Here is an 18,497-nt window from a genome sequence, read left to right on the forward strand (position 1 = left end):
CCTTGTGGTCGGTCAGTTCAAAGCGGTGATGCGCAGCATTTCGCCCTCGAGCCACGCCTGGGCGGGCCGGTTGCGCAAGCTGTCAGAGATTTCTTCCGCGGTCTGGTAATAGCCGTCGATGGCGAGCAGCTCGGCCTCTATCCTCTGGCAGAAGATTCGAGCCGCCGAATTTCCGTTGATTCCCGCCATCGCGCGGCCGCGCAGCGTGCCGTAGACATGGATCGAGCCGCCGGCGACAACCTCGGCGCCGGAACCGACCGAACCGAGCACGGTGACGTCGCCCTCGGCAAACACGATCGACTGGCCGGAGCGGACCGGGCTCTCCAGCAGCAGCGACGGCAATTTGCTCTTGTCCTTGTCCTTGTTTTTTTCCTGCACCTGCGGCGTCTTCGGTTCGACATGGGTGATCGCGCAGGCCCGGCCGCCGGTCAGAAGCGGCGGCATGTTGGCGGCGAGCTTTGATTCGTCGACACCCTCGATGCCGAGGATGCGGATGTTGCGTTCCCCCAGGCTGCCGACCAGATGCGCGATCGCGGCCTGGCTGAGATCGACGGCCGACAGATCGAGCACGATGGGCTTGCCGGTGAAGAAGCCCGGCGATTTCGCCAGTGTCGCATCAATCTCGGCAAGCCAGGACACGACCGGCACGACGGGCGAGAAAACGAACGCAACATAGGAACGGCCGCGCATGCGGACCTGCTGACGTGCGACCTGTTGAGTTGCGTCCATCGACCCTGACTCGGCTGTCTTTTCGAATGGTTAACAATCGGCCCGCATGGTTAATCAATGGTTAACGAAGCTGGGTGTTTTCACGGATTTGGTTGGGAGGGGCTGACGGGAGGAACCCCCGCGAACGGACCATGACCGGCAACGCCGCGAACGGCCAGCTCTAGCCACTCTCCTCGCAACAGCCGACGGAGGCGGCAGCTCAGTTGCGTGGCGCTATTGGTTTGCCCCGCGCGGCTGCTGCGACATTTGCCGCAGGAAGTCGGCGGTGTCCTTGGTCAGGCCATAGCCTTGCACCTGATTCGGCCTGACGGCAGTTGATGGCGCGGACACTGAAGCCGGAGGGGCCGGCGGGGATGACAGGGCCTGGCTTGCGTGCTGCTGCGGAAACAGCACCAAGACGACGACCAGCCCAACCACCGCGAGAGCGAATATGGCGATGGCCCCGATCACCATTGGATCCGCCTTACGCGGCTCGGCGGCAGCGACGGGGGCCGTTAGCGACGGATCAGGCTGGACCGCGGCTTGCACCGATTCGACGGCGGGAGCGGTAGCAGCCGCAGCGGGCTCCTTGCCCGGCATCGTGCCGGCAACGACCAGCAACACAAAATTTGCAACCCCGACCACCAGTCCGACCGGATTCATCAACGCCATGAACTGATCCGGCGGAAGCTTGTTCGTGATCGCGTAGGCCGCGACCAGGATCGGGATCACCAGCATCGTGCCGAGCATGAATGTTGGACCGATCCAGCCCGGCCACCCGATATCCTTGAACCGCCCTCCAACCACTGCCGCGAGCGCGATGATCACGACGGTATCGATCCCGCCCAACCCACCATTGCTGCCCTTGGTGAGGATAAAGCCCAACGCGAGATGCGCGAGGACCAATGGGACGGCATACAACCAGAAGGTTGGCTGGTCAGTTCGCTCGGGTAGTTTCATCGCCCGCCCCAGATGTCGAGCCGGTTCGGCCACTCACGTTTGCAACCTGTAGGAGACGGGACGAAGCGGGTCAACGCGTCGCTGGATGCGAAGGGCGTTGCTGGAAATATCAAGAAACGCACACGCGACCTTCACGAGGATCGCATGGCTATTCCGCCTTGATATTGGCGGACTTGACGATCGGCCACCATTTCTCGACCTCGGCAGACTGATGGCTGCGCAGCGCCGCGGGGGTCTGCCTGTCCGGCGGCGGGATCTCCTGCCCGAGTTCGGCGAAGCGTTGCCGGACGGCAGGTTCGGCCAGCGCTGACATCACCGCCTTCGACAGCGTCGACACGATCTCGGCGGGCGTGCCGTTCGGCGCCCAGATGCCGTGCCAATAGGCGATATAGAGACCCGGCAATCCGGCTTCATCGACCGTCGGAATCTCCGGCGCCGATGCGAGGCGCGACGACTGGGTCACCGCAAACGCCTTCACGGTCCCGCTCTTCACCTGCGGCAGCGAGTTGGAGGCCTGATCGAACATGATGTCGATATGTCCGGCCATCAAATCGTTCAGCGCCGGACCGGCGCCGCGATACGGCACGAAGGAGAAATTCGTCTCCGTGAGCTGCTGGAAGAACACGCCTGCAACATGCGCGCCCGATCCCGGACCTGCGGTGCCCGATGTCGCCTTGCCGCCATTGGCCTTGAGCCAGCCGATCAACTCCTTCAGATTTTGCGCCGGCAGATCGGGCCGGCCGATCACGAGCTGCGGCCCGCTTGCGATCAGCGCAATCGGCGCGAACTCGCGCACGTCATATTGCAGCTGATAGATCGCGCCGTTGAGGCAATGCGTGCCCCAATGCCCGATCGTGATCGTGGTGCCATCAGGCGCCGCGCGCGACGCGCGCAGCCCCGCCACCGTGCCGGAGGCGCCCGTGACATTCTCGATGATGACGGGATGGCCGAGCGTGTTGCGCATATATTCGGCGAGGATCCGCGCCAGCACATCGGTCGGCCCGCCGGCGGCGAACGGCACGATCATCGTGACCGGGCGCGCAAGCGTTTCCGCGCCTGCGCCGGGCGAAGCAAGCGGCAGCGTCGCCGCGCCGAGTGCGAGTTGCAGCAATGGGCGGCGAGAGATGTTGGGCATGTGCGTTCCCCCTCGTGCTGTCATAGAGCCGGCATCGCCGCACGGTCCAGCCCGAAGACGTCCCTAGAAGCTCCAGCCCTTCGACGTGCCCCAGTCCATCATGAATTGCTCGGTCTCGCGACCGGCATCGGCGAGCCATGCGGTGAAGTCGGCGATCGCGCCGGCGCTTTCATTGTCGGCTAGATAGAACGAGCGGTATTCGCGCTTGCGCAAGCCGAGGTCGCCGAACGGCAGGCAGAGCTGGCCGGCGATCAATTCGTCGATCACGAGGAACAGCGGAAACAGCCCGATGCCGATGCGCTCCAGCGTCGCCTGCAGCGCGAAGAACATCTGCTCGAACCGCAAGGTCTCCTGATCCGCGCTCATCTCGGCGCCGGCCTGGGCCAGCCAGCGCGGCCAGTCGTAGGGCTCGGTCAAATAGGTGATCAGGGTATGGTGCCGCAGGTCGTCGGGAGTGGCGAGCCGCCCGCGCGTCAGCAGATCGACATGGCAGACCGGCGCGATCAGCTCGGTCATGAAGTGCTGCGACATCCAGCCGACCGGCTCGCCGACATTGCCGCGGATCGCGACGTCGAACGAGCGGTCGTTGACGTTGAGCGGCCCGATCGAGGTCAATAACCGTAGCTCGACATCGGCGCGCATGCGCTGGAACGAGGAGATGCGGCGGATCAGCCAGCGCATCGCAAACGTCGGCGGCGCGCTGACGCGCAGCACCGACGGCGAGCCGTACTGCTTCATATCCATCGAGGCGAGCGCAAGCCGATCGAGGATCGCCGTGACCTCGCGATAGTAGATCTGCCCGGCTGCGGTCAGCGTCAGTTGCGAGGGCGCGCGGCGGAACAGCTTGACGCCGAACCACTCCTCGAGAAGCGCGACCTGGCGGCTGACGGCGCCGTGGGTGACGAGCAGCTCTTCGGCGGCCTTGGTGAAGCTCACATGCCGCGCCGCCGCCTCGAATGTTCGCACCGCATTGAGCGGTGGCAACTTTCTCATGATCGTGTCGCGTCTCCGGAAGGCTCAGGAGGATAGCGTGGTGGCGTCCGGATTGTCGAGGGCGCGGACGAACTGAGCGCGGTCGAGGTCGCCTTCCCAGCGCGACACCACCACGGTCGCGACCGCCGTGCCGATGAAGTTGGTCAGCGCCCGCGCTTCGGACATGAAGCGGTCGATGCCGAGCAACAGCGCGATGCTCGCCACCGGAACATGGCCGACGAGCCCAACGTCGCGGCCAGCACGATGAAGCCGCTGCCCGGCACGGCGGCTGCGCCCTTCGACGTCAAAAGGCAGACCACGACGAGACCGATCTGCTGGACCAGCGACATCGGCGTATCGGTGGCCTGGGCGAGAAACACGCTGGCCATGGTCAAATAGATGCAGGTGCCGTCGAGATTGAAGGTGTAGCCCGTCGGGATCACCAGGCCGACGATGGATTCCGCGCAGCCGGCGGCTTTCATCTTGTCGATGAAACGCGGCATCACCGATTCCGAGCCTGATAGTCCGAGCACCAGCAGCAGCTCTTCCCGGAGATAGCGGATCAGCTTGAAGATGCTGAAGCCCGCAAGGCGCGACACGATGCCGAGCCCGACGATCACGAACAGCAGGCAGGTGAGATAGAACACCAGCATGAAGTGCGACAATGCAACGATCGAGCCGACGCCGTATTTGCCGATGGTGAAGGCCATGGCGCCGAACGCGCCGATCGGCGCAATCCGCATGATCATGCCGATCAGGATGAAGAGGATCTTCGACAGCCGCTCGATCGCCTGCAGCACCGGCTTGCCGCCTTCGCCATAGCGTTGCAGGGCAATGCCGAACAGCACGGCGAAGAACAGCACCTGGAGCGTGTCGCCGCTGGTGAACGCGCCGCCGACGGTCGAGGGAATGATGTTCATCAGGAAGCCGACGACCGTCTGGTCGTGCGACTGGGTGACGTAGGAGGCAACGAGGCGGGAATCCAGCGTATCCGCCGAGACATGCATGCCGACGCCGGGGCGCGCCAGATTGATCACGATCAGGCCGAGGATCAGCGCCGCGGTGGTTGCGATCTCGAAATAGATCAGGGCTTTCACGCCGATCCGTCCGGCCTTGCGCATATCGCCGAGGCTCGCAATGCCGTGCACGACGGTGAGGAAGACGATCGGCGCGATCGCCATCTTGATCATCTTGATCAGCGCGTCGCCGAGCGGCTTCAGCGCTGCGCCGACATCCGGCCAGAGATAGCCGACCAGCGCGCCCAGCGCGATGCCGATCAGCACCTGGACGTAAAGACGCGCATGCCAGGGCGTTGCGACGGCGTCGAGACGGGTGGCGCCGTCATTGGTGATGGTGGACATGGGCGTCGATCCTCGGGACATCTTGATGTTGGCCGCGCGAGTGACTTCATCGGCAAACGCACCGATGCGGCAGCGGCGGGACGTTGGCGGGCGATTGCGTAAAGCGCAAACGAGTTAAGCTCAGGCAGCGTGACCTCAGCTCACAGGCCGGAGTCGGCCTGATTCGAAGGGCGCGCGGCCGACGGCAGGCCGCGTGAGCCTACCTCACGCTCCGTCAGCATTACTCGTTTGCGGGCGCCTCCCCGTTTGACCGACAAGGATGGGGAAGCCGGCCGTCAACCGGCGCAAGGGACGAGGAGCAACAATGAGCAGACTTTCGGTGGCGGTGATCGGCGCCGGCATGGGCGGGCTTGCCTCCGCCGCGGCGCTGACCCGCGCAGGGATCGATGTGACGGTGTACGAACAGGCCCAACGCTTCACGCGGCTCGGCGCCGGCATCCAGATCGGCTGCAACGCCATGAAGGTGATGCGGGCGTGGGACCTGGAGCCGGTACTGCGCCGCGAGGCGTTCTATCCGCGCTCCTGGAACAACAAGGAATACGACACCGGCGCGGTGCGCTTCGACATGGTGTTCGGTCCCGTCGCCGAGGAGCGCTATGACGCACCCTATCTGCTCGGGCATCGCGGCGACCTGCATGCGGCGCTCGCCAGCGCCGTGCCTGACCACCTGATCCGTCTCGACCACAAGCTGACCGCGATCGAACAGCGCGCCGACCGCTCGGTGGCGCTGACCTTCGCCAACGGTCACACCACGACGGTCGACGCCGTGGTGGCCGCAGACGGCGTGCATTCCTTCGTCAAGGAGCGCCTGTTCGGCCGCGACGAGCCAAACTTCACCGGCCGCATCGCCTATCGCACCGTGTTCCCGGCGGCGCTGCTCAACGGCTATCCGATCGACGATTGCACCAAATGGTGGGGGCCGGATCGCCACATCGTCATCTATTACGTCAAGCCTGATCGTAGCGAGGTCTACTTCGTGACCAGCCAACCGGAACCCGGCTTCACCGTGGAATCCTGGTCGGCCACCGGCGACGTCAACGAATTGCGCAAGGCGTTCGACGGCTTCCATCCCCAGGTCCGTCACGTGCTCGAGGCCTGCCCGTCGGTGCACAAATGGGCGCTGGTCGACCGCGACCCGCTGCCGCGCTGGAGCGACGGCAACATCACGCTGCTCGGCGACGCCTGCCATCCGATGACGCCCTACATGGCGCAGGGCGCGGCGATGGCGATCGAGGATGCGGCGGTGCTGTCGCGCTGCCTGAAGGGCGTCGATCGCGACGGCGTCACCGAGGCCTTCCGCCGCTTCGAGGCGACGCGCAAGCCCAGGACCTCGCGCGTGCAGTCGAGCTCGCGGACCAACACCTGGCTCAAGAACCCGACCGATCCGGACTGGGTCTACGGCTACGACGCCTGGACCGCGCCGCTCGCCGAGCCGGCGCTGGCCTGACCACAGCTCAACAGGAGAAGACGATGACCGACGCAAATCCCCGCGGCGAGAAATTCGAGCGCGGCCTCAAGACCCGCCGCACCGTGCTCGGCGACGCCTATGTCGAGCGATCGCTGAAGGCTGCCGACGATTTCAACTGGCCGATCCAGAAGCTCGCGACCGAATATTGCTGGGACGAGATCTGGAATCGCCCGGATCTCGACAAGCGCGGCCGCAGCCTGCTCAACCTCGGCATGATCGCGGCGCTCAATCGGCCGCACGAGCTCAAGGTACATATCCGCGGCGCGCTCAACAACGGGCTGAGCAAGACCGAGCTGCGCGAGGTGTTCCTGCAGATCGCGGTCTATTGCGGCATGCCGGGCTCGACAGCTTCCGCATCGCCAAGGACGTCTTTGCGGAGATGGGCCTTGTCGACTGAACCGGCCCCGATCGTATCAGCCGCATGGCAGGGCTTTGTCCGGCACGATGTGCAGGGACAGGCCGGGCGGCTAAGCGTCCGTGCCGGCGGCCCCGAGCGCGGGGCGCCGGTGCTGCTCTGCCATTCGATCCTGACCAGCAGCGCGATCTGGCATCGGCAGGCGATCGCCCTTGCCGGGCGCGGCTATCGCGTGCTCGCACTGGACAGCCGCGGTCACGGACACTCGGAAGCGCCGCGCGGCCCCTACACCATGGATGATCTGGTGGCGGACGCGATCGCTGCGCTCAATCACTTCGGCATCCGGCAAGCTCATGTGATCGGCGTCTCGCAGGGCGGCATGACGGCATTCGGTCTCGGCGTGCGTCATCCCGACCGCCTGCTCAGCCTGTGCGCAATCGCCGCACGCGCCGATGCGCCGCCGCCGTTTGCCACGGCATGGGACGACCGGATCGCGCTGGTGCGCGACCGCGGCATAGCGCCGCTGGCCGCGCCGACCGCCGAGCGCTGGTTCGGCTCCGCCTTTCTCGCGGCGCATCCGACGATCACAGCTGCGCTGCTGAACTGCATCAACGAGACCGATCCCGAAGGCTTCATCGGCTGCGCCCGCGCGATTCAAGACCTCGCCTATCTCGACGGTGTGAAGACGATGCGGCTGCCGCTTACGATGATCGTGGGCGCGCGCGACCAGTTGCTGGTGCAGCCGATGACCGAGCTAGCGGCGATGCTGAGTTGCCGGCTGACGATCATCCCCGGCGCCGGGCATCTGCCCCAGGTGGATCACCCGGACGAGGTCGACGCTGTGATCGACGGGCACTTGCGCGAGCTGGCTCGATTTGCATAGCGCAAAGTAGGAATTCTCAACCCGGTGATAGCTCTTATCGAAATGCGACCGGGCTGGCTGCGCCGCCACCCTGTCGGGCTATCGCTTGGTCCTTTCCATCCGTGGAGGAGATATGTCGGCACCGACTGCTGGCCGTCATCTGCACCTGATTCCCGCATAGCAGGCCTCTGCCAGCCCCTTTGTGGCGGTTCTCGCCCACCGATGACTCCCAACCCGGTGGCGACAGCGTCGTTTCCTCATGCTAGAGTACAGAGAAGGTCACAACGCGCCGGTGTATCGAGCATGGCAGTGCAGACTGACCCTGTCTTGTCCCCTCAAGTGACGCCTCCCTTTGAGCGGGCTTATCGGGCTGTCCTTGCGGCTGATGTGGTTGGTTATACCCGGCTGATGGAAGCGGCCGAGTTCGAAACCCATCAACACCTTCGGACTCTACGTGTCGAAATCACCGATCCGACCATCGTCTCCCATCGCGGTGAAATCGTAAAGAATACCGGTGACGGGTTTCTCGCGGTATTCGAGAGCCCGTTGGATGCGCTGGAGTGCGCGACCGAGTTGCAGCAGGAAATCCCGGTTCGGGAAAGCCAGCATTCTCCCGAGCGTCGCATCGCATTTCGAATTGGTCTTCATTGGGAGCCCGTCATATTCGATCTCGATGACGTCTACGGAAGCGCCGTCAATATCGCCGCGCGCCTTCAGACGGCTGCGCCGGCGGGCGGAATCGTGGTGTCGTCGGCCATGCTCGATAATCTTGATGGCGTCGGAGAACTGAAATTCGACAGTCTTGGCGACCTTCGGCTGAAGAATTTGACGCGGGCCGTCACCGCGTTCTCGTTACGATTGCCGGGGGTGGATCGCGGTGCGGCAGTCGGGTTCGCGGGCTCGCCTTCGAAACGCGCAAGACTGCCCTCGATCGCGGTCCTGCCATTCGTCAGTCTTTCAGACGACGCCGACGACAATTATTTCGCTGAGGGATTCGTCGACGATATCATCGCAACGCTCAGCAATATTCGTCATCTTCTGGTTGTTGCTCGCGGATCGACCATGATGATCGATCGCCGCGCCGTCGATCACGGAACGGTGGCCGGCGAACGGCTTGGCGTGCGATATTTTCTCAGTGGCAAGATCCGGCGCGCCGGCGGTCGAATTCGGCTCTCTGTTGAGCTCGGGGACTTATCGACGGCATCGGTCATATGGGCGGAAAAATACGAGACGGATATCGAGCAGATCTTCGGGGTGCAGGACGAAATCGCCCTCATGATCGTGGGTCGCATCTCGGCGCATGTGCAACAGGCCGAAGTCAAACGCGCGATGCGGAAGCGTCCTCACAATCTGAACTCGTACGATTATTTTCTGCGCGCCCTTGACCTCCTCTACAAGCTGGACTTCGCGAGCTTTTCGCGGGCTCGGACCCTGTTGGAGCGGGCGCGCGAGGAGGACGACGGCTATGCGGCACCATATGCATTTTCTGCGCGTTGGCATATGCTGAACATTGCCGAGGGCCGATCGACCGATCCCGACGCCGAAGTCGCCGAGATCATTCGGCTCTCGAACTGCGCCATCGAACGCGATCCATCCGACGCACTTGCTCTTTCACTGCAAGGGCACGCGCGGAGTGCATTCCATTTTGACTATGACACGGCTTTGGACTGCTTTGATCGTGCGCTTGCGGCGTCGCCAAACAATCCCTGGGCATGGATGTTCAGCAGCGCAACATACGGCTTCATCGGCCAGGCAGCGTCGGGAATTGAGCGGGCCGAACGGGCCATTCGGCTGTCCCCGCTGGATCAACAAGCCTTCGTCAATTATTCACGACTCTGCCAAAATCATTATTTGAACGGCACCTATGAGGAAGCCATTCGCTGGTCGCGAAAGGCACTCAGCCTCAATCCACGGTATGGAAACGCGATCAGGATCGCGGCGGCAAGCCTGGTGGCCGTCGGCCGGCATGAGGACGCCTCGCTGATGGCGAAGCACCATCGGTTGGTTTTGCCGCAGTTCACTGTGTCTCACTATGCGCCGCGTTGCCCTTTCAAGGCGGAGCAGGCCTCACTTTACGTGCAAAGACTGGAAGCCGCAGGACTTCCTGTGTGAATTGGAGTGACCCGATTTGACAAAATGATCATTGGAGCTGGGAGGTTGCGATGCAATTTCATTTGCGTGATGGCGGCGGGGACGGTGGCGGCGACGGCGGCGGAGATGGCGGTGGCGGTGGTGCTGGCGGTCAGAGCTATGGCGCAGGCGGAGCCTATGTTGGTTCGCCACCGCCACAGGGCGCACCTTTCCTGATCTTCGATCCGCTGGGCGGTGAAATCCGCGCGGAGGAACTCAATTTCACGGCCGTTTTCCCTTGGTCGGGGTGGCAACCCGACCTTTTTGGTGTGATCGCGCTGGCGGAGTTCGGCGAGACCAATTGGCGCCGCCATATTCAGCCCGCTGGTCCACCAACGGATCCTGCGGACATTTGCGTCGAAATCGATCAATTGGCCGCAATGGCGCGCGACGAACGCCCGCGCTTGATCGGCGAAATTCTCGACCAAAATGCGAGACTCCGCGGCTATTTTGCCGAGGTCTTGATGATGTCGGCGTGGTCACATCCCAACACGCTCAAGATCATTGAGATGGCGATCCGGGTCGCTCAAATGGTCGCGATTCACTTCAAGCTCAAATTCAATCGGGCTCGGCCGCAGCAGATTTGCCCTGCTCTCGTTCCGTTGATCAATTCGCCGGGGCACGCCTCATTTCCAAGCGCGCATTCGCTCGAAAGCCACCTGATCGCGCTGTCGCTTGCGGAGATCGATCCTCAGCATACCAAAAGGGCACTCGTTGCATTGGCCGATCGCATTGGCCGCAATCGCGAGGTGGCGGGCGTCCATTATCCGAGCGACACGGCTGCGGGGAGGGACATTGCACGCCAGGCGTTCGATATCCTTAAAACTTGTCCGACATTCAAGACGACATTGATCGAGGCCAAACGCGAGCCTGGCGGGGCCGGGACGCTGGCCCTGCCTTCCGGATATCCGACCTCCACAGCGAAACCGGAGGAACGATCGTGACCTCAACAGCAGACGAAACCGTTTCTCTCGTGAACGCAACCTGCGTCCCGATTGAATTGCCTCCGCTCACGCAATCGAGATGGCGGCTGCTCGACTTCAAGAACCTGCAGCAGGAAAAGTCAAACTGGTGCTGGGCCGCGGTCGCGGCCAGCGTCGCCCATTTTTATCGGCCCTCCAGCACAGTAACCCAATGCGACATCGCGAACGGGCAACTCGGCCGGGATGATTGCTGCGTGGGCGGCAAGGAGACATGTAATGTCTACGGCTACCTGATGTCGTCGCTGTTCCGCGTTGGCCATTTCAGCAAATGGACGGCGCGCCGACCCGCGTCCTTTCAAGAGACCCAGGAAGAGATCGGCGGCACCCGCCCGCTATGCATGCGCATCGTCTGGAATGGCGGCGGGGCCCACCTTGTCACGATCAAAGGCTACGCCGGTGAATCCGCGCCCGGTGCGCAGCAGCAAGATGACCGCGGCCTGGCGATCGCGGACCCCTGGTGGGGCCTCTCGGACATCGACGCCGAGGAATTCCCGCGCGGCTATATCAACTGCGGCACCTGGACGGACACATACTACACCAAGGGGGCAGCGCATGCCGATCTCAGCAGCTGATCTTTCAGATGGCGCCCGCAACGCCGTCCTTGCCGGCATGGTCAAGCGAGCATCCACGCGGGGCTTTGCGACGCCCAAGCTAAGCTTCGCACACAGCGACCATCGCGACGACCTCCGACTTTGCGCACCGCATCGCATTGCACTGCTGCGATTGAACACGTTGCGTCGTCTGATCCGGCCCAACAACGGCGCCAAGGCTCCCGCGTCAATTGAGTTGCCCGCGCTCGATTCCGTAGTGACTATCCTCGGTTGGCGGTTTCTCATCTATGACAGGAACGACGCTCTCGAGCCGATCGCTGCGGCTCATGCTGTGTTGACAGACCACGGAGATTACCGCCTGGCCGAACTGAACGAGGGGCCATACGTCACCAGTTCTCTCAATGCGCTTCAAGCGCCCTCGGTGCGCGAAGCGATCTCGTCCAGCATCGACGATGGCAACTCTTGCGAGCCGATGCTGCTGCTTGCGCCGGCAATTTACTTTGCCGGATTGTGGATCCGATATCAGGACAGCCAAAAAGACTTCATCCTGCCGATGGATTCGAACCTTCTGCCCGCCTTTCGTGACGTGAAGCCCGCACAGCTGCTCGCTGTCCTGTTTCAAGCATCGCTTGCGGTTCCAACCGACAGCGCTACGGCAGGGTGACACAAATCGGTGCTCCAAAATGCTGGGGCACCGTTCAAAGAAGCAACGGGAGCCCTCAGGCCGATCCTGTTAGCTCCCGCGAGCTTCCATGGTGGCATCAGGGCGCCAAGCCGCACGATGGATTCTACCACCAGAGCGTTTCGAGCGAAGTGGACACCGGTTCCCGTGAAGAAAACGCGTCAAAACAAGAGTCTAAAGCTTCGGTTCTGATTCAATCGGAACCGAAATGCTCTAGAGAGCCCGCGCGAAATTGGCGAAGAACTCGTCCGCCATCTTCTTGGCCGTGCCGTTGATGAGCCGCTGCCCCAGCTGCGCTAGCTTGCCGCCGATCTGGGCATCGACGTGATAGCTCAAAAGCGTGCCTCCCTCGCGTTCGACGAGATCGACCTTGGCGCCGCCCTTCGCGAAGCCCGCCACACCGCCCTCGCCTTCCCCTGAAATCTTGTAGCCGTTGGGAGGATCGAGATCGCTCAAGGTGACTTTCCCGCGAAATCGAGCCGACACGGGACCAACCTTCATCCGGGCGACGGCGCGAAAGCCCCCCTCGTCGGTTTTCTCCAATTCCTCGCACCCCGGGATGCAGGCCTTCAGGATGTCGGGGTCATTCAGCTTTTCCCAAACCGCCTCCCGAGGCGCCGAAAGTTGAATCTCTCCAGTCATCGTCATCGCCATGGAACGTCTCCGGGCTTTCGGGAATGCATAGCGAGCATCAATTGCGAACCGGCGCGAACACCCGCGCCATGTAGGTGGACAGGTCGTTCGATATCTGCGCGCGCGAGGCGTCGGCGACGCCGGCCAGGGTCTTCGCCAACGTCTTCTTGAACTCGATCTGCATCGAACGGGCGATCTGGATCCGCTGCGCCTGAGGTGATCCCGCGCCGTGCATGGACTCGGTGAGATATCCCACGGCGTTCCTGCCGAGCGTCATATTTTCCACCAGGCGCAGGACCCGGATCCTGTCCTCGGTCGAAACCTCCGGACGTCCCTTGAGATATTTTTCGATCAGGGGGCCGACCGTTTGGTGCCTTAGCTCGCGCTCCGAAGGAAGGGTGACCATCAATCCGCCGGCAAGATCCTGCGCCAGGCGGCCGATCTCGTAGGGAAAACGCGTGACGTGGTGCTTGCACACATTCGCCAGCATCTCGTCCGGAAGATACGCCCCGGACTTCATCGCGATCCCCTGATGGCTCGCGGCGACACCGGTCCCATAGATCGTCTCGTTGAGATGGGTCATCTCGACGAGCTTGTCGCGTACATGCGAGACGTGCTCGACACCGTTGTAATCCGCGACCGCGGCGGCCGCGCCGATCAGCACGTCGCCCACGCCCGTTTTGCACACGTAGCTGCGGCGATGGTAGCAGGTGAAGCGTTCGACCAGCGTGGAGGCAAACTTGAACTCCCCGTCGAGGAAGACGAGTTCATTCGGAATGAACACCTCCTCGAAGACGATCATCGCTTCCTGGCCGGAGAACCGCGCGTTGCCGGCGTCGATGTCGCCCTCCTCGGCGCTGCGCGTATCACAGGATTGCCGGCCATAGATGTAGGTGATGCCGTCGGCGTCCACCGGGATGGCGCCGGCGATCGCGTAGTCCTTGTCGGCAGCCTCCAGCCGCATCGTCGGCATCACGATCAGCCAATGCGAATTCAGGCAGCCCGTCTGATGCGCCTTCGCGCCGCTGACATAGACGCCTTCCGACGTGCGGCGCACGACGTGAAGGAAGAGATCCGGATCAGCCTGCTGCGAGGGCGATCGCCCGCGATCGCCCTTCACATCCGTCATCGCGCCGCCGATGACCAGGTTCGCGCGCTGCACGCGCGCGAGGAACTGCTTGAACCGCGCGTGATAGCCGGTGCTGTGCTTCCCATCCAGATCGTATGTCACCGAATGCAGCGAATTGAGCGCATCCATGCCGACGCAGCGCTGGAAGCACGTACCCGTCAGTTGCCCGAGACGACGCTGCATCTTGTTCTGCATGACGAGATCGCCGGGGCTCGCAGAGATGTGGAGGAAGCGGTTCACGCGGTCCCCGGTCAGAGGCGAGATAGCGGACGCCAGTTCGGGATCCTCGTTGGCGAGGTCGTAGGTCCTCGCGACCGCGTTGATCGACGGCCTGATGATCGGATGGTCGACCGGCTCCTCGACCGCCTCACCCATCAGATAGACCTTCAGCTTCCGCCCTCTCAGGCTCTCGATATATTCGGAGCCGGACCGGATCGGATTGCAGAACTGAGCCGAGCCGCCGGCGACGACGTCCTGATCCATCACGATGCCTCCATCGGTGCGGGGCCGCAACGCAACGGCATCGCGGCCCCTGTTATCGATCTGTGTCAACCTTTCTTCACCAGCGGGCATGCGCTGTCCTTGAGCGGACGAAACGCCTGATCGCCGGGAATAACTTCGCGAAGCTTGTAGAAATCCCAATCGCCCTTCGACTCCGACGGCTTCTTGACCTCGTAGACGTACATGTCGTGGACCATGCGGCCGTCCTCCCGGATCCTGCCGTTCCTGGCGAAGAAATCGTTGATCCGCAGCTCGCGCATCTTGCTCATGACGGCCTGCGCATCGTCGGTGCCCGCGGCCTGGACGGCCCGCAGATAGTGCATGGTGGACGAATAGTCGCCGGCGTCGCCCATATGCGGCGGCCGCTTCATGCGCTCGAAGAACCGCTTCGACCACGCCCGCGTCTCGTCGTCGCGGTCCCAGTAGAAGGCGTTTGTCAGCACCAGCCCCTGCGCCGCGCTGAGGCCCAGACTCTTGACGTCGGTGATCCAGACGAGCAGCCCCGCGAGCGTCTGTCCGCCGTGCTGGATCCCGAACTCCTGGGCCGACTTGATCGAGTTCACCAGCACGTTGCCGGAGCCGGCCAGCGCAACGACCTGCGCTTTCGACGACTGCGCCTGGAGCAGGAAAGAGGACTGGTCGAACGTCTCGGGCGGATAGCGGGTCGCCCCGACGACTTCGCCGCCCATCGCCTTCACGACCGCCGAGGTATCGGCTTCGAGCGCGTGCCCGAATGCGTAGTCGGCGGTCAGGAAGTACCACGACTTCTTGCCCTCTTTGGCGAGCGCGGTGCCGGTGCCGCGCGCGAGAGCGTAGGTATCGTACGCATAGTGGACGCTATTCGGCGTGCACGCATCCCCGGTCAGCCGGGATGATCCGGACCCGTTGATGATGGCGATCCGGTTCTTCTCCTTTGCCAGCCCGGAGACCGTGAGCGCGATCGAGGAATTGATGAGGTTGCCGATCATGTCGACGTGATCGACGTCGAACCATTTGCGCGCCAGCGCGGATGCGGTGTCGGGCTTGTTCTGGTGGTCGGCGACGACGACCTCGATCGGCTTGCCGAGAACCTTGCCGCCGAAATCCTCGACGGCCATCTTGATCGCCGTAACGGCTCCTTCGCCGGATTCGTGCGAGAACTGACCGGACATATCCGTCAGCACGCCGATTTTCACGACGCCGTCCGAAATCGCCGCGGTCTGGCCGGCGGCGCCGCCATTGATGACCACCAGCGTCGCAACGGATGCGACCAGGACGCTCGCTACTTTCAGGTTCATGACGTTCCTCCCCGGGGTCACATGCCGCCGATTTCTATATTTCTTTAACTAGCATAACTAGACTTATATTACATGCATAACTAGACTGATTTTTCGGGCGAGTCAATCGCGCCGATGTGCTAGAGGTGCGCTACTTTCGGGGCCGCCGCACTCGCGGTGGCTGCATGGATGGACTTTCCGGAATGCCCGCCGCCGCCAAGATTCAGAGCACCAAAGCCTCGGCCAAACCGAGGTCACCGGCGACTGCGGACCGGACGGCCGCCGGTCGAACCGAACGCAATTGTTCGGTCGCGCGCACGCTGGACATCGTCTCCGATGCCTGGGCATTCCTGATCATCCGCGAAGCGTTCTTCGGAACGCAGACGTTTGAAGCGTTCCGTTCGGCGCTCGGCATCCCGCGGGCCACGCTCACCGACCGGCTGAGGAAGCTCACCCAGCTCGCCATCTTCCGCCAGGTCGCGCCCGGCTCCTCGCAACGCAAGGAATACCGGCTGACCAAGATGGGGTTCGATCTCTATCCGAGCTTCATCGCCCTCATGCAGTTCGGCGATCGTTGGCTATCCAAGGGCAAGCCCCCTCCGCTGACGCTGATCCACACCAATTGCGGTTGCGACAGCCACCCCATCGTCACGTGCTCCCATTGCGGCGAAAGCGTCGGCGCGCGCGATGCGACGTACCGGGACGGCCCCGGCGCCGGACGACGTCCTGCCAAGCCGGGCCGCAACACCAGGCGGGCTTCCGACGGGAGCCGGTTCATGCTCGGGCGCCCAAGTTCGGTTTCGCGCGCCCTGGAGATCATCGGCGACAAGTGGAGCTTCATGGTCGTTCGCGAGGGATTCTTCGGCAACCGCCGCTACGACAAGATCCTGACCGAGCTCGCGATCGCGCCGAACATCCTGACCGATCGGCTCAACCGCCTGGTTGCCAACGGCGTCTTCTACCGCCGGCAGTACCAGAGCTCCCCCGACCGCTACGAATATCTTCTGACCAAGATGGGACTGGATCTCTATGGCCCCTTCATCGCGATGCTGCGATGGGGCGACCGCTGGCTCTCCAAAGGCAAGCCCCCACTGCTGCTCACCCATCTCAAATGCGGACACGACTTCAACGCTTCGGTGGATTGCGACCGCTGCAAACAGCCGATCGTCGCCGCGGATATGCGCTACCGGCTGACCTACGATCCCAAATCGTTCGGCGCCCTGGGGCCGCGATCAGTCGACTGAACGGCGTCCTTGCGCTCACGCCTGGCTCAACGCTTCGACTAGCTTGAAGCGCATGATCTTCCCGGAGCCGGTCCTTGGAATTTCGCCAACGAGATGGGGCGCCTCGGGAATCTTGTAGGCCGACAGATGCGCCCTGCAATGATCCAGCAGCGCAGCCACATCGAGTTCGTTGTCCTTCGCAACGACGAAGAGGCAGGGCACCTCGCCCAGCGTCGCATGCTTCACGCCGACCACGGCGCAGTCCTTGACATGGGGATGCCGGACGACGACCTCCTCGATCTCGGCGGGCGCGATGTTCTGACCGCCGCGGATGATCAGCTCCTTGATCCGGCCTGTGATCGTCAGATAGCCCGCCGGGTCCGACTTCGCGAGATCACCGGTGTGATACCAGCCCTTGCGCAGCGCCGACGCGGTCTCCGCCGGCTTGTTGAGATAGCCCGGCATCAGGTTCGGTCCGCGGACGATCAACTCGCCCTCCTCGCCGAACGGAACGTCCTCGGCGGACGACGGATCGACGATCCGTACGGCAAGCCCGGGCACCGGCAACCCGCACGATCCCATCGGTCGTGCGCCGTGCAGCCAGTTCATCGTCACCATGGTGGCGGTCTCGGTGATGCCGTATCCGTCGAGCAGCCCCGTCTTGAAGCGATCCTCGAATCCGCGGTTGAGGGTTGCCGGCATGATGGCGCCGGCCGAGATGCAGAGCCGGACCGCGCCGAGGCGCTCGACACCGCTCTCCTGGGCACGCAACAAGAGATAGTGGAACATGGTCGGCACGCCTGGCAGCACCGAATACTTTCCCGTCTGCAGCAGGTCGAGCGCCTGCTGGGGCGAAAACTTCTCCATGATGTGCTCGCTCGCGCCCACGGCGAGCACGCCGAGCACGGACAGATTGAGGCCGTAGGAGTGGAACAGCGGCAACGGCGACAGCACGACGTCCTTCTCGTTCAACTCCGCGATCGGCGCCCAGCAGGACGCAGCGATCCAAAGCATGCTGCGTAGCGACAGCAGCACGCCCTTTGCCCGTCCGGTCGTCCCCGACGTGTAGATGATGAACGACGAACGATCGATATCATTGGGATCGGAGGGCGCTGCGGCATCGTCAGCCGCAAGGCGAGCCAGCGAAACGCTCTCCGTTTCGGCATCCGCTCCCGCAAAGATCACACCCGGCGCGATGGAGGAATCGCGGCAGACCTTGTGAATCGTATCCTTTCTGGCAGGCGTCGTGACGATGAATCCGCATCCGGCGTCGATCAGCCGATAGCTGATCTCCCCCTCCGCCGCATCGTAACTGATGGGGACAACGACCGCGCCGGCGCGCAAGGCGGCGAAGCATGCTTCGATCCAATCGACGCCGTTCGGCAGGTAGATCGCGATCCTGTCGCCGTCGCGCAGACCGGCCTTCGTCAGGTTGGCCGCGATCGACGCGGTCCGCCTGGTGAGAGCCGCGTAGGTGACGGATCGCGACGAATCCCAATACGCTATTTGGCCCGGGCGTTGCTGCGCGTGACGCTCGAGAAGCGTCGCAATCGGCGCGATCAGATCGACGTGAAGCATGCCTCCCTCC

15 protein-coding genes and 2 pseudogenes are annotated in these 18,497 nt (G+C 63.2%); 8 read left to right on the forward strand and 9 right to left on the reverse strand.

The genetic code is table 11. The features are described 5' to 3' along the window. Window positions 1-12: 12 nt before the first annotated feature. The 5 genes and pseudogenes from minC to dctA form a co-directional block, all read right to left on the reverse strand. Window positions 13-729 (reverse strand): septum site-determining protein MinC, encoded by a 717-nt coding sequence (minC, locus tag V5279_RS43005; RefSeq protein ID WP_166299806.1) that lies wholly within the window; start codon window positions 727-729, stop codon window positions 13-15. Between the two features lie 213 nt (window positions 730-942). After that, complete coding sequence (locus V5279_RS43010; protein WP_338693086.1) at window positions 943-1,668, reverse strand: hypothetical protein; 726 nt, start codon at window positions 1,666-1,668, stop codon at window positions 943-945. 148 nt (window positions 1,669-1,816) lie between these two features. After that, window positions 1,817-2,803 carry a tripartite tricarboxylate transporter substrate-binding protein gene (locus tag V5279_RS43015; protein ID WP_338693088.1) on the reverse strand — a complete coding sequence of 329 codons (987 nt, stop codon included), beginning with the start codon at window positions 2,801-2,803 and terminating at the stop codon, window positions 1,817-1,819. A gap of 63 nt (window positions 2,804-2,866) precedes the next feature. Then, complete coding sequence (locus V5279_RS43020) at window positions 2,867-3,796, reverse strand: LysR substrate-binding domain-containing protein (RefSeq protein ID WP_338693090.1); 930 nt, start codon at window positions 3,794-3,796, stop codon at window positions 2,867-2,869. A 24-nt stretch (window positions 3,797-3,820) separates the two neighbouring features. Beyond that, window positions 3,821-5,136: pseudogene (gene dctA, locus V5279_RS43025) on the reverse strand (C4-dicarboxylate transporter DctA). 304 nt (window positions 5,137-5,440) lie between these two features. Between dctA and V5279_RS43030 the strand changes: the two are divergent. From V5279_RS43030 to V5279_RS43060, 7 genes and pseudogenes are all read left to right on the forward strand, one after another. Continuing rightward, the gene (locus tag V5279_RS43030; protein WP_338693092.1) at window positions 5,441-6,583 is read left to right on the forward strand and encodes an FAD-dependent monooxygenase; all 1,143 of its coding nucleotides are present in this window, start codon (window positions 5,441-5,443) and stop codon (window positions 6,581-6,583) included. A gap of 23 nt (window positions 6,584-6,606) precedes the next feature. After that, window positions 6,607-7,001, forward strand: a pseudogene (locus V5279_RS43035) (carboxymuconolactone decarboxylase family protein). Between the two features lie 109 nt (window positions 7,002-7,110). Further along, window positions 7,111-7,842 carry an alpha/beta fold hydrolase gene (locus V5279_RS43040; protein ID WP_414645980.1) on the forward strand — a complete coding sequence of 244 codons (732 nt, stop codon included), beginning with the start codon at window positions 7,111-7,113 and terminating at the stop codon, window positions 7,840-7,842. 282 nt (window positions 7,843-8,124) lie between these two features. Beyond that, window positions 8,125-9,933 carry an adenylate/guanylate cyclase domain-containing protein gene (locus V5279_RS43045; RefSeq protein WP_338693096.1) on the forward strand — a complete coding sequence of 603 codons (1,809 nt, stop codon included), beginning with the start codon at window positions 8,125-8,127 and terminating at the stop codon, window positions 9,931-9,933. A gap of 50 nt (window positions 9,934-9,983) precedes the next feature. Continuing rightward, the gene (locus V5279_RS43050) at window positions 9,984-10,895 is read left to right on the forward strand and encodes a phosphatase PAP2 family protein (RefSeq protein ID WP_338693098.1); all 912 of its coding nucleotides are present in this window, start codon (window positions 9,984-9,986) and stop codon (window positions 10,893-10,895) included. Further along, window positions 10,892-11,506, forward strand: coding sequence for a papain-like cysteine protease family protein (locus V5279_RS43055; RefSeq protein WP_338693100.1), 615 nt, complete (start codon window positions 10,892-10,894; stop codon window positions 11,504-11,506). The genes V5279_RS43050 and V5279_RS43055 overlap by 4 nt, the downstream gene beginning before the upstream one ends. After that, window positions 11,487-12,149 carry a hypothetical protein gene (locus V5279_RS43060; RefSeq protein ID WP_338693102.1) on the forward strand — a complete coding sequence of 221 codons (663 nt, stop codon included), beginning with the start codon at window positions 11,487-11,489 and terminating at the stop codon, window positions 12,147-12,149. The genes V5279_RS43055 and V5279_RS43060 overlap by 20 nt, the downstream gene beginning before the upstream one ends. A 231-nt stretch (window positions 12,150-12,380) precedes the next feature. On the opposite strand, the gene V5279_RS43065 is transcribed toward V5279_RS43060, so the two are convergent. The 3 genes from V5279_RS43065 to V5279_RS43075 form a co-directional block, all read right to left on the reverse strand. Continuing rightward, complete coding sequence (locus V5279_RS43065; protein WP_029080510.1) at window positions 12,381-12,821, reverse strand: SRPBCC family protein; 441 nt, start codon at window positions 12,819-12,821, stop codon at window positions 12,381-12,383. 37 nt (window positions 12,822-12,858) lie between these two features. Beyond that, window positions 12,859-14,412, reverse strand: a complete 1,554-nt coding sequence (locus V5279_RS43070) for a 4-hydroxyphenylacetate 3-hydroxylase family protein (protein ID WP_338693105.1) — start codon at window positions 14,410-14,412, stop codon at window positions 12,859-12,861. A 65-nt stretch (window positions 14,413-14,477) separates the two neighbouring features. Then, window positions 14,478-15,707, reverse strand: coding sequence for an ABC transporter substrate-binding protein (locus tag V5279_RS43075; RefSeq protein WP_338693107.1), 1,230 nt, complete (start codon window positions 15,705-15,707; stop codon window positions 14,478-14,480). A gap of 182 nt (window positions 15,708-15,889) precedes the next feature. Here V5279_RS43075 and V5279_RS43080 point away from each other — a divergent pair, with 182 nt between their 5' ends. Beyond that, window positions 15,890-16,930, forward strand: a complete 1,041-nt coding sequence (locus V5279_RS43080) for a helix-turn-helix domain-containing protein (RefSeq protein ID WP_338693109.1) — start codon at window positions 15,890-15,892, stop codon at window positions 16,928-16,930. A 15-nt stretch (window positions 16,931-16,945) separates the two neighbouring features. On the opposite strand, the gene V5279_RS43085 is transcribed toward V5279_RS43080, so the two are convergent. Continuing rightward, window positions 16,946-18,487: a class I adenylate-forming enzyme family protein gene (locus tag V5279_RS43085; protein WP_338693111.1), complete on the reverse strand. Its 1,542-nt coding sequence runs from the start codon at window positions 18,485-18,487 to the stop codon at window positions 16,946-16,948. Window positions 18,488-18,497: the final 10 nt, after the last annotated feature.

This window comes from Bradyrhizobium sp. 26S5, assembly GCF_036923295.1.
GTDB classification, from domain to species: domain Bacteria; phylum Pseudomonadota; class Alphaproteobacteria; order Rhizobiales; family Xanthobacteraceae; genus Bradyrhizobium; species Bradyrhizobium septentrionale.

What these genes read in the sequence shown, in the direction of transcription:
- V5279_RS43030 (WP_338693092.1), top strand. Translation starts at nt 5,441, where the DNA reads ATGAGCAGACTTTCGGTGGCGGTGATCGGCGCCGGCATGGGCGGGCTT.
- minC (WP_166299806.1), bottom strand. Translation starts at nt 729, where the DNA reads ATGGACGCAACTCAACAGGTCGCACGTCAGCAGGTCCGCATGCGCGGC.
- V5279_RS43045 (WP_338693096.1), top strand. Translation starts at nt 8,125, where the DNA reads ATGGCAGTGCAGACTGACCCTGTCTTGTCCCCTCAAGTGACGCCTCCC.
- V5279_RS43050 (WP_338693098.1), top strand. Translation starts at nt 9,984, where the DNA reads ATGCAATTTCATTTGCGTGATGGCGGCGGGGACGGTGGCGGCGACGGC.
- V5279_RS43070 (WP_338693105.1), bottom strand. Translation starts at nt 14,412, where the DNA reads ATGGATCAGGACGTCGTCGCCGGCGGCTCGGCTCAGTTCTGCAATCCG.
- V5279_RS43015 (WP_338693088.1), bottom strand. Translation starts at nt 2,803, where the DNA reads ATGCCCAACATCTCTCGCCGCCCATTGCTGCAACTCGCACTCGGCGCG.
- V5279_RS43020 (WP_338693090.1), bottom strand. Translation starts at nt 3,796, where the DNA reads ATGAGAAAGTTGCCACCGCTCAATGCGGTGCGAACATTCGAGGCGGCG.
- V5279_RS43010 (WP_338693086.1), bottom strand. Translation starts at nt 1,668, where the DNA reads ATGAAACTACCCGAGCGAACTGACCAGCCAACCTTCTGGTTGTATGCC.
- V5279_RS43065 (WP_029080510.1), bottom strand. Translation starts at nt 12,821, where the DNA reads ATGGCGATGACGATGACTGGAGAGATTCAACTTTCGGCGCCTCGGGAG.
- V5279_RS43080 (WP_338693109.1), top strand. Translation starts at nt 15,890, where the DNA reads ATGCCCGCCGCCGCCAAGATTCAGAGCACCAAAGCCTCGGCCAAACCG.
- V5279_RS43085 (WP_338693111.1), bottom strand. Translation starts at nt 18,487, where the DNA reads ATGCTTCACGTCGATCTGATCGCGCCGATTGCGACGCTTCTCGAGCGT.
- V5279_RS43060 (WP_338693102.1), top strand. Translation starts at nt 11,487, where the DNA reads ATGCCGATCTCAGCAGCTGATCTTTCAGATGGCGCCCGCAACGCCGTC.
- V5279_RS43075 (WP_338693107.1), bottom strand. Translation starts at nt 15,707, where the DNA reads ATGAACCTGAAAGTAGCGAGCGTCCTGGTCGCATCCGTTGCGACGCTG.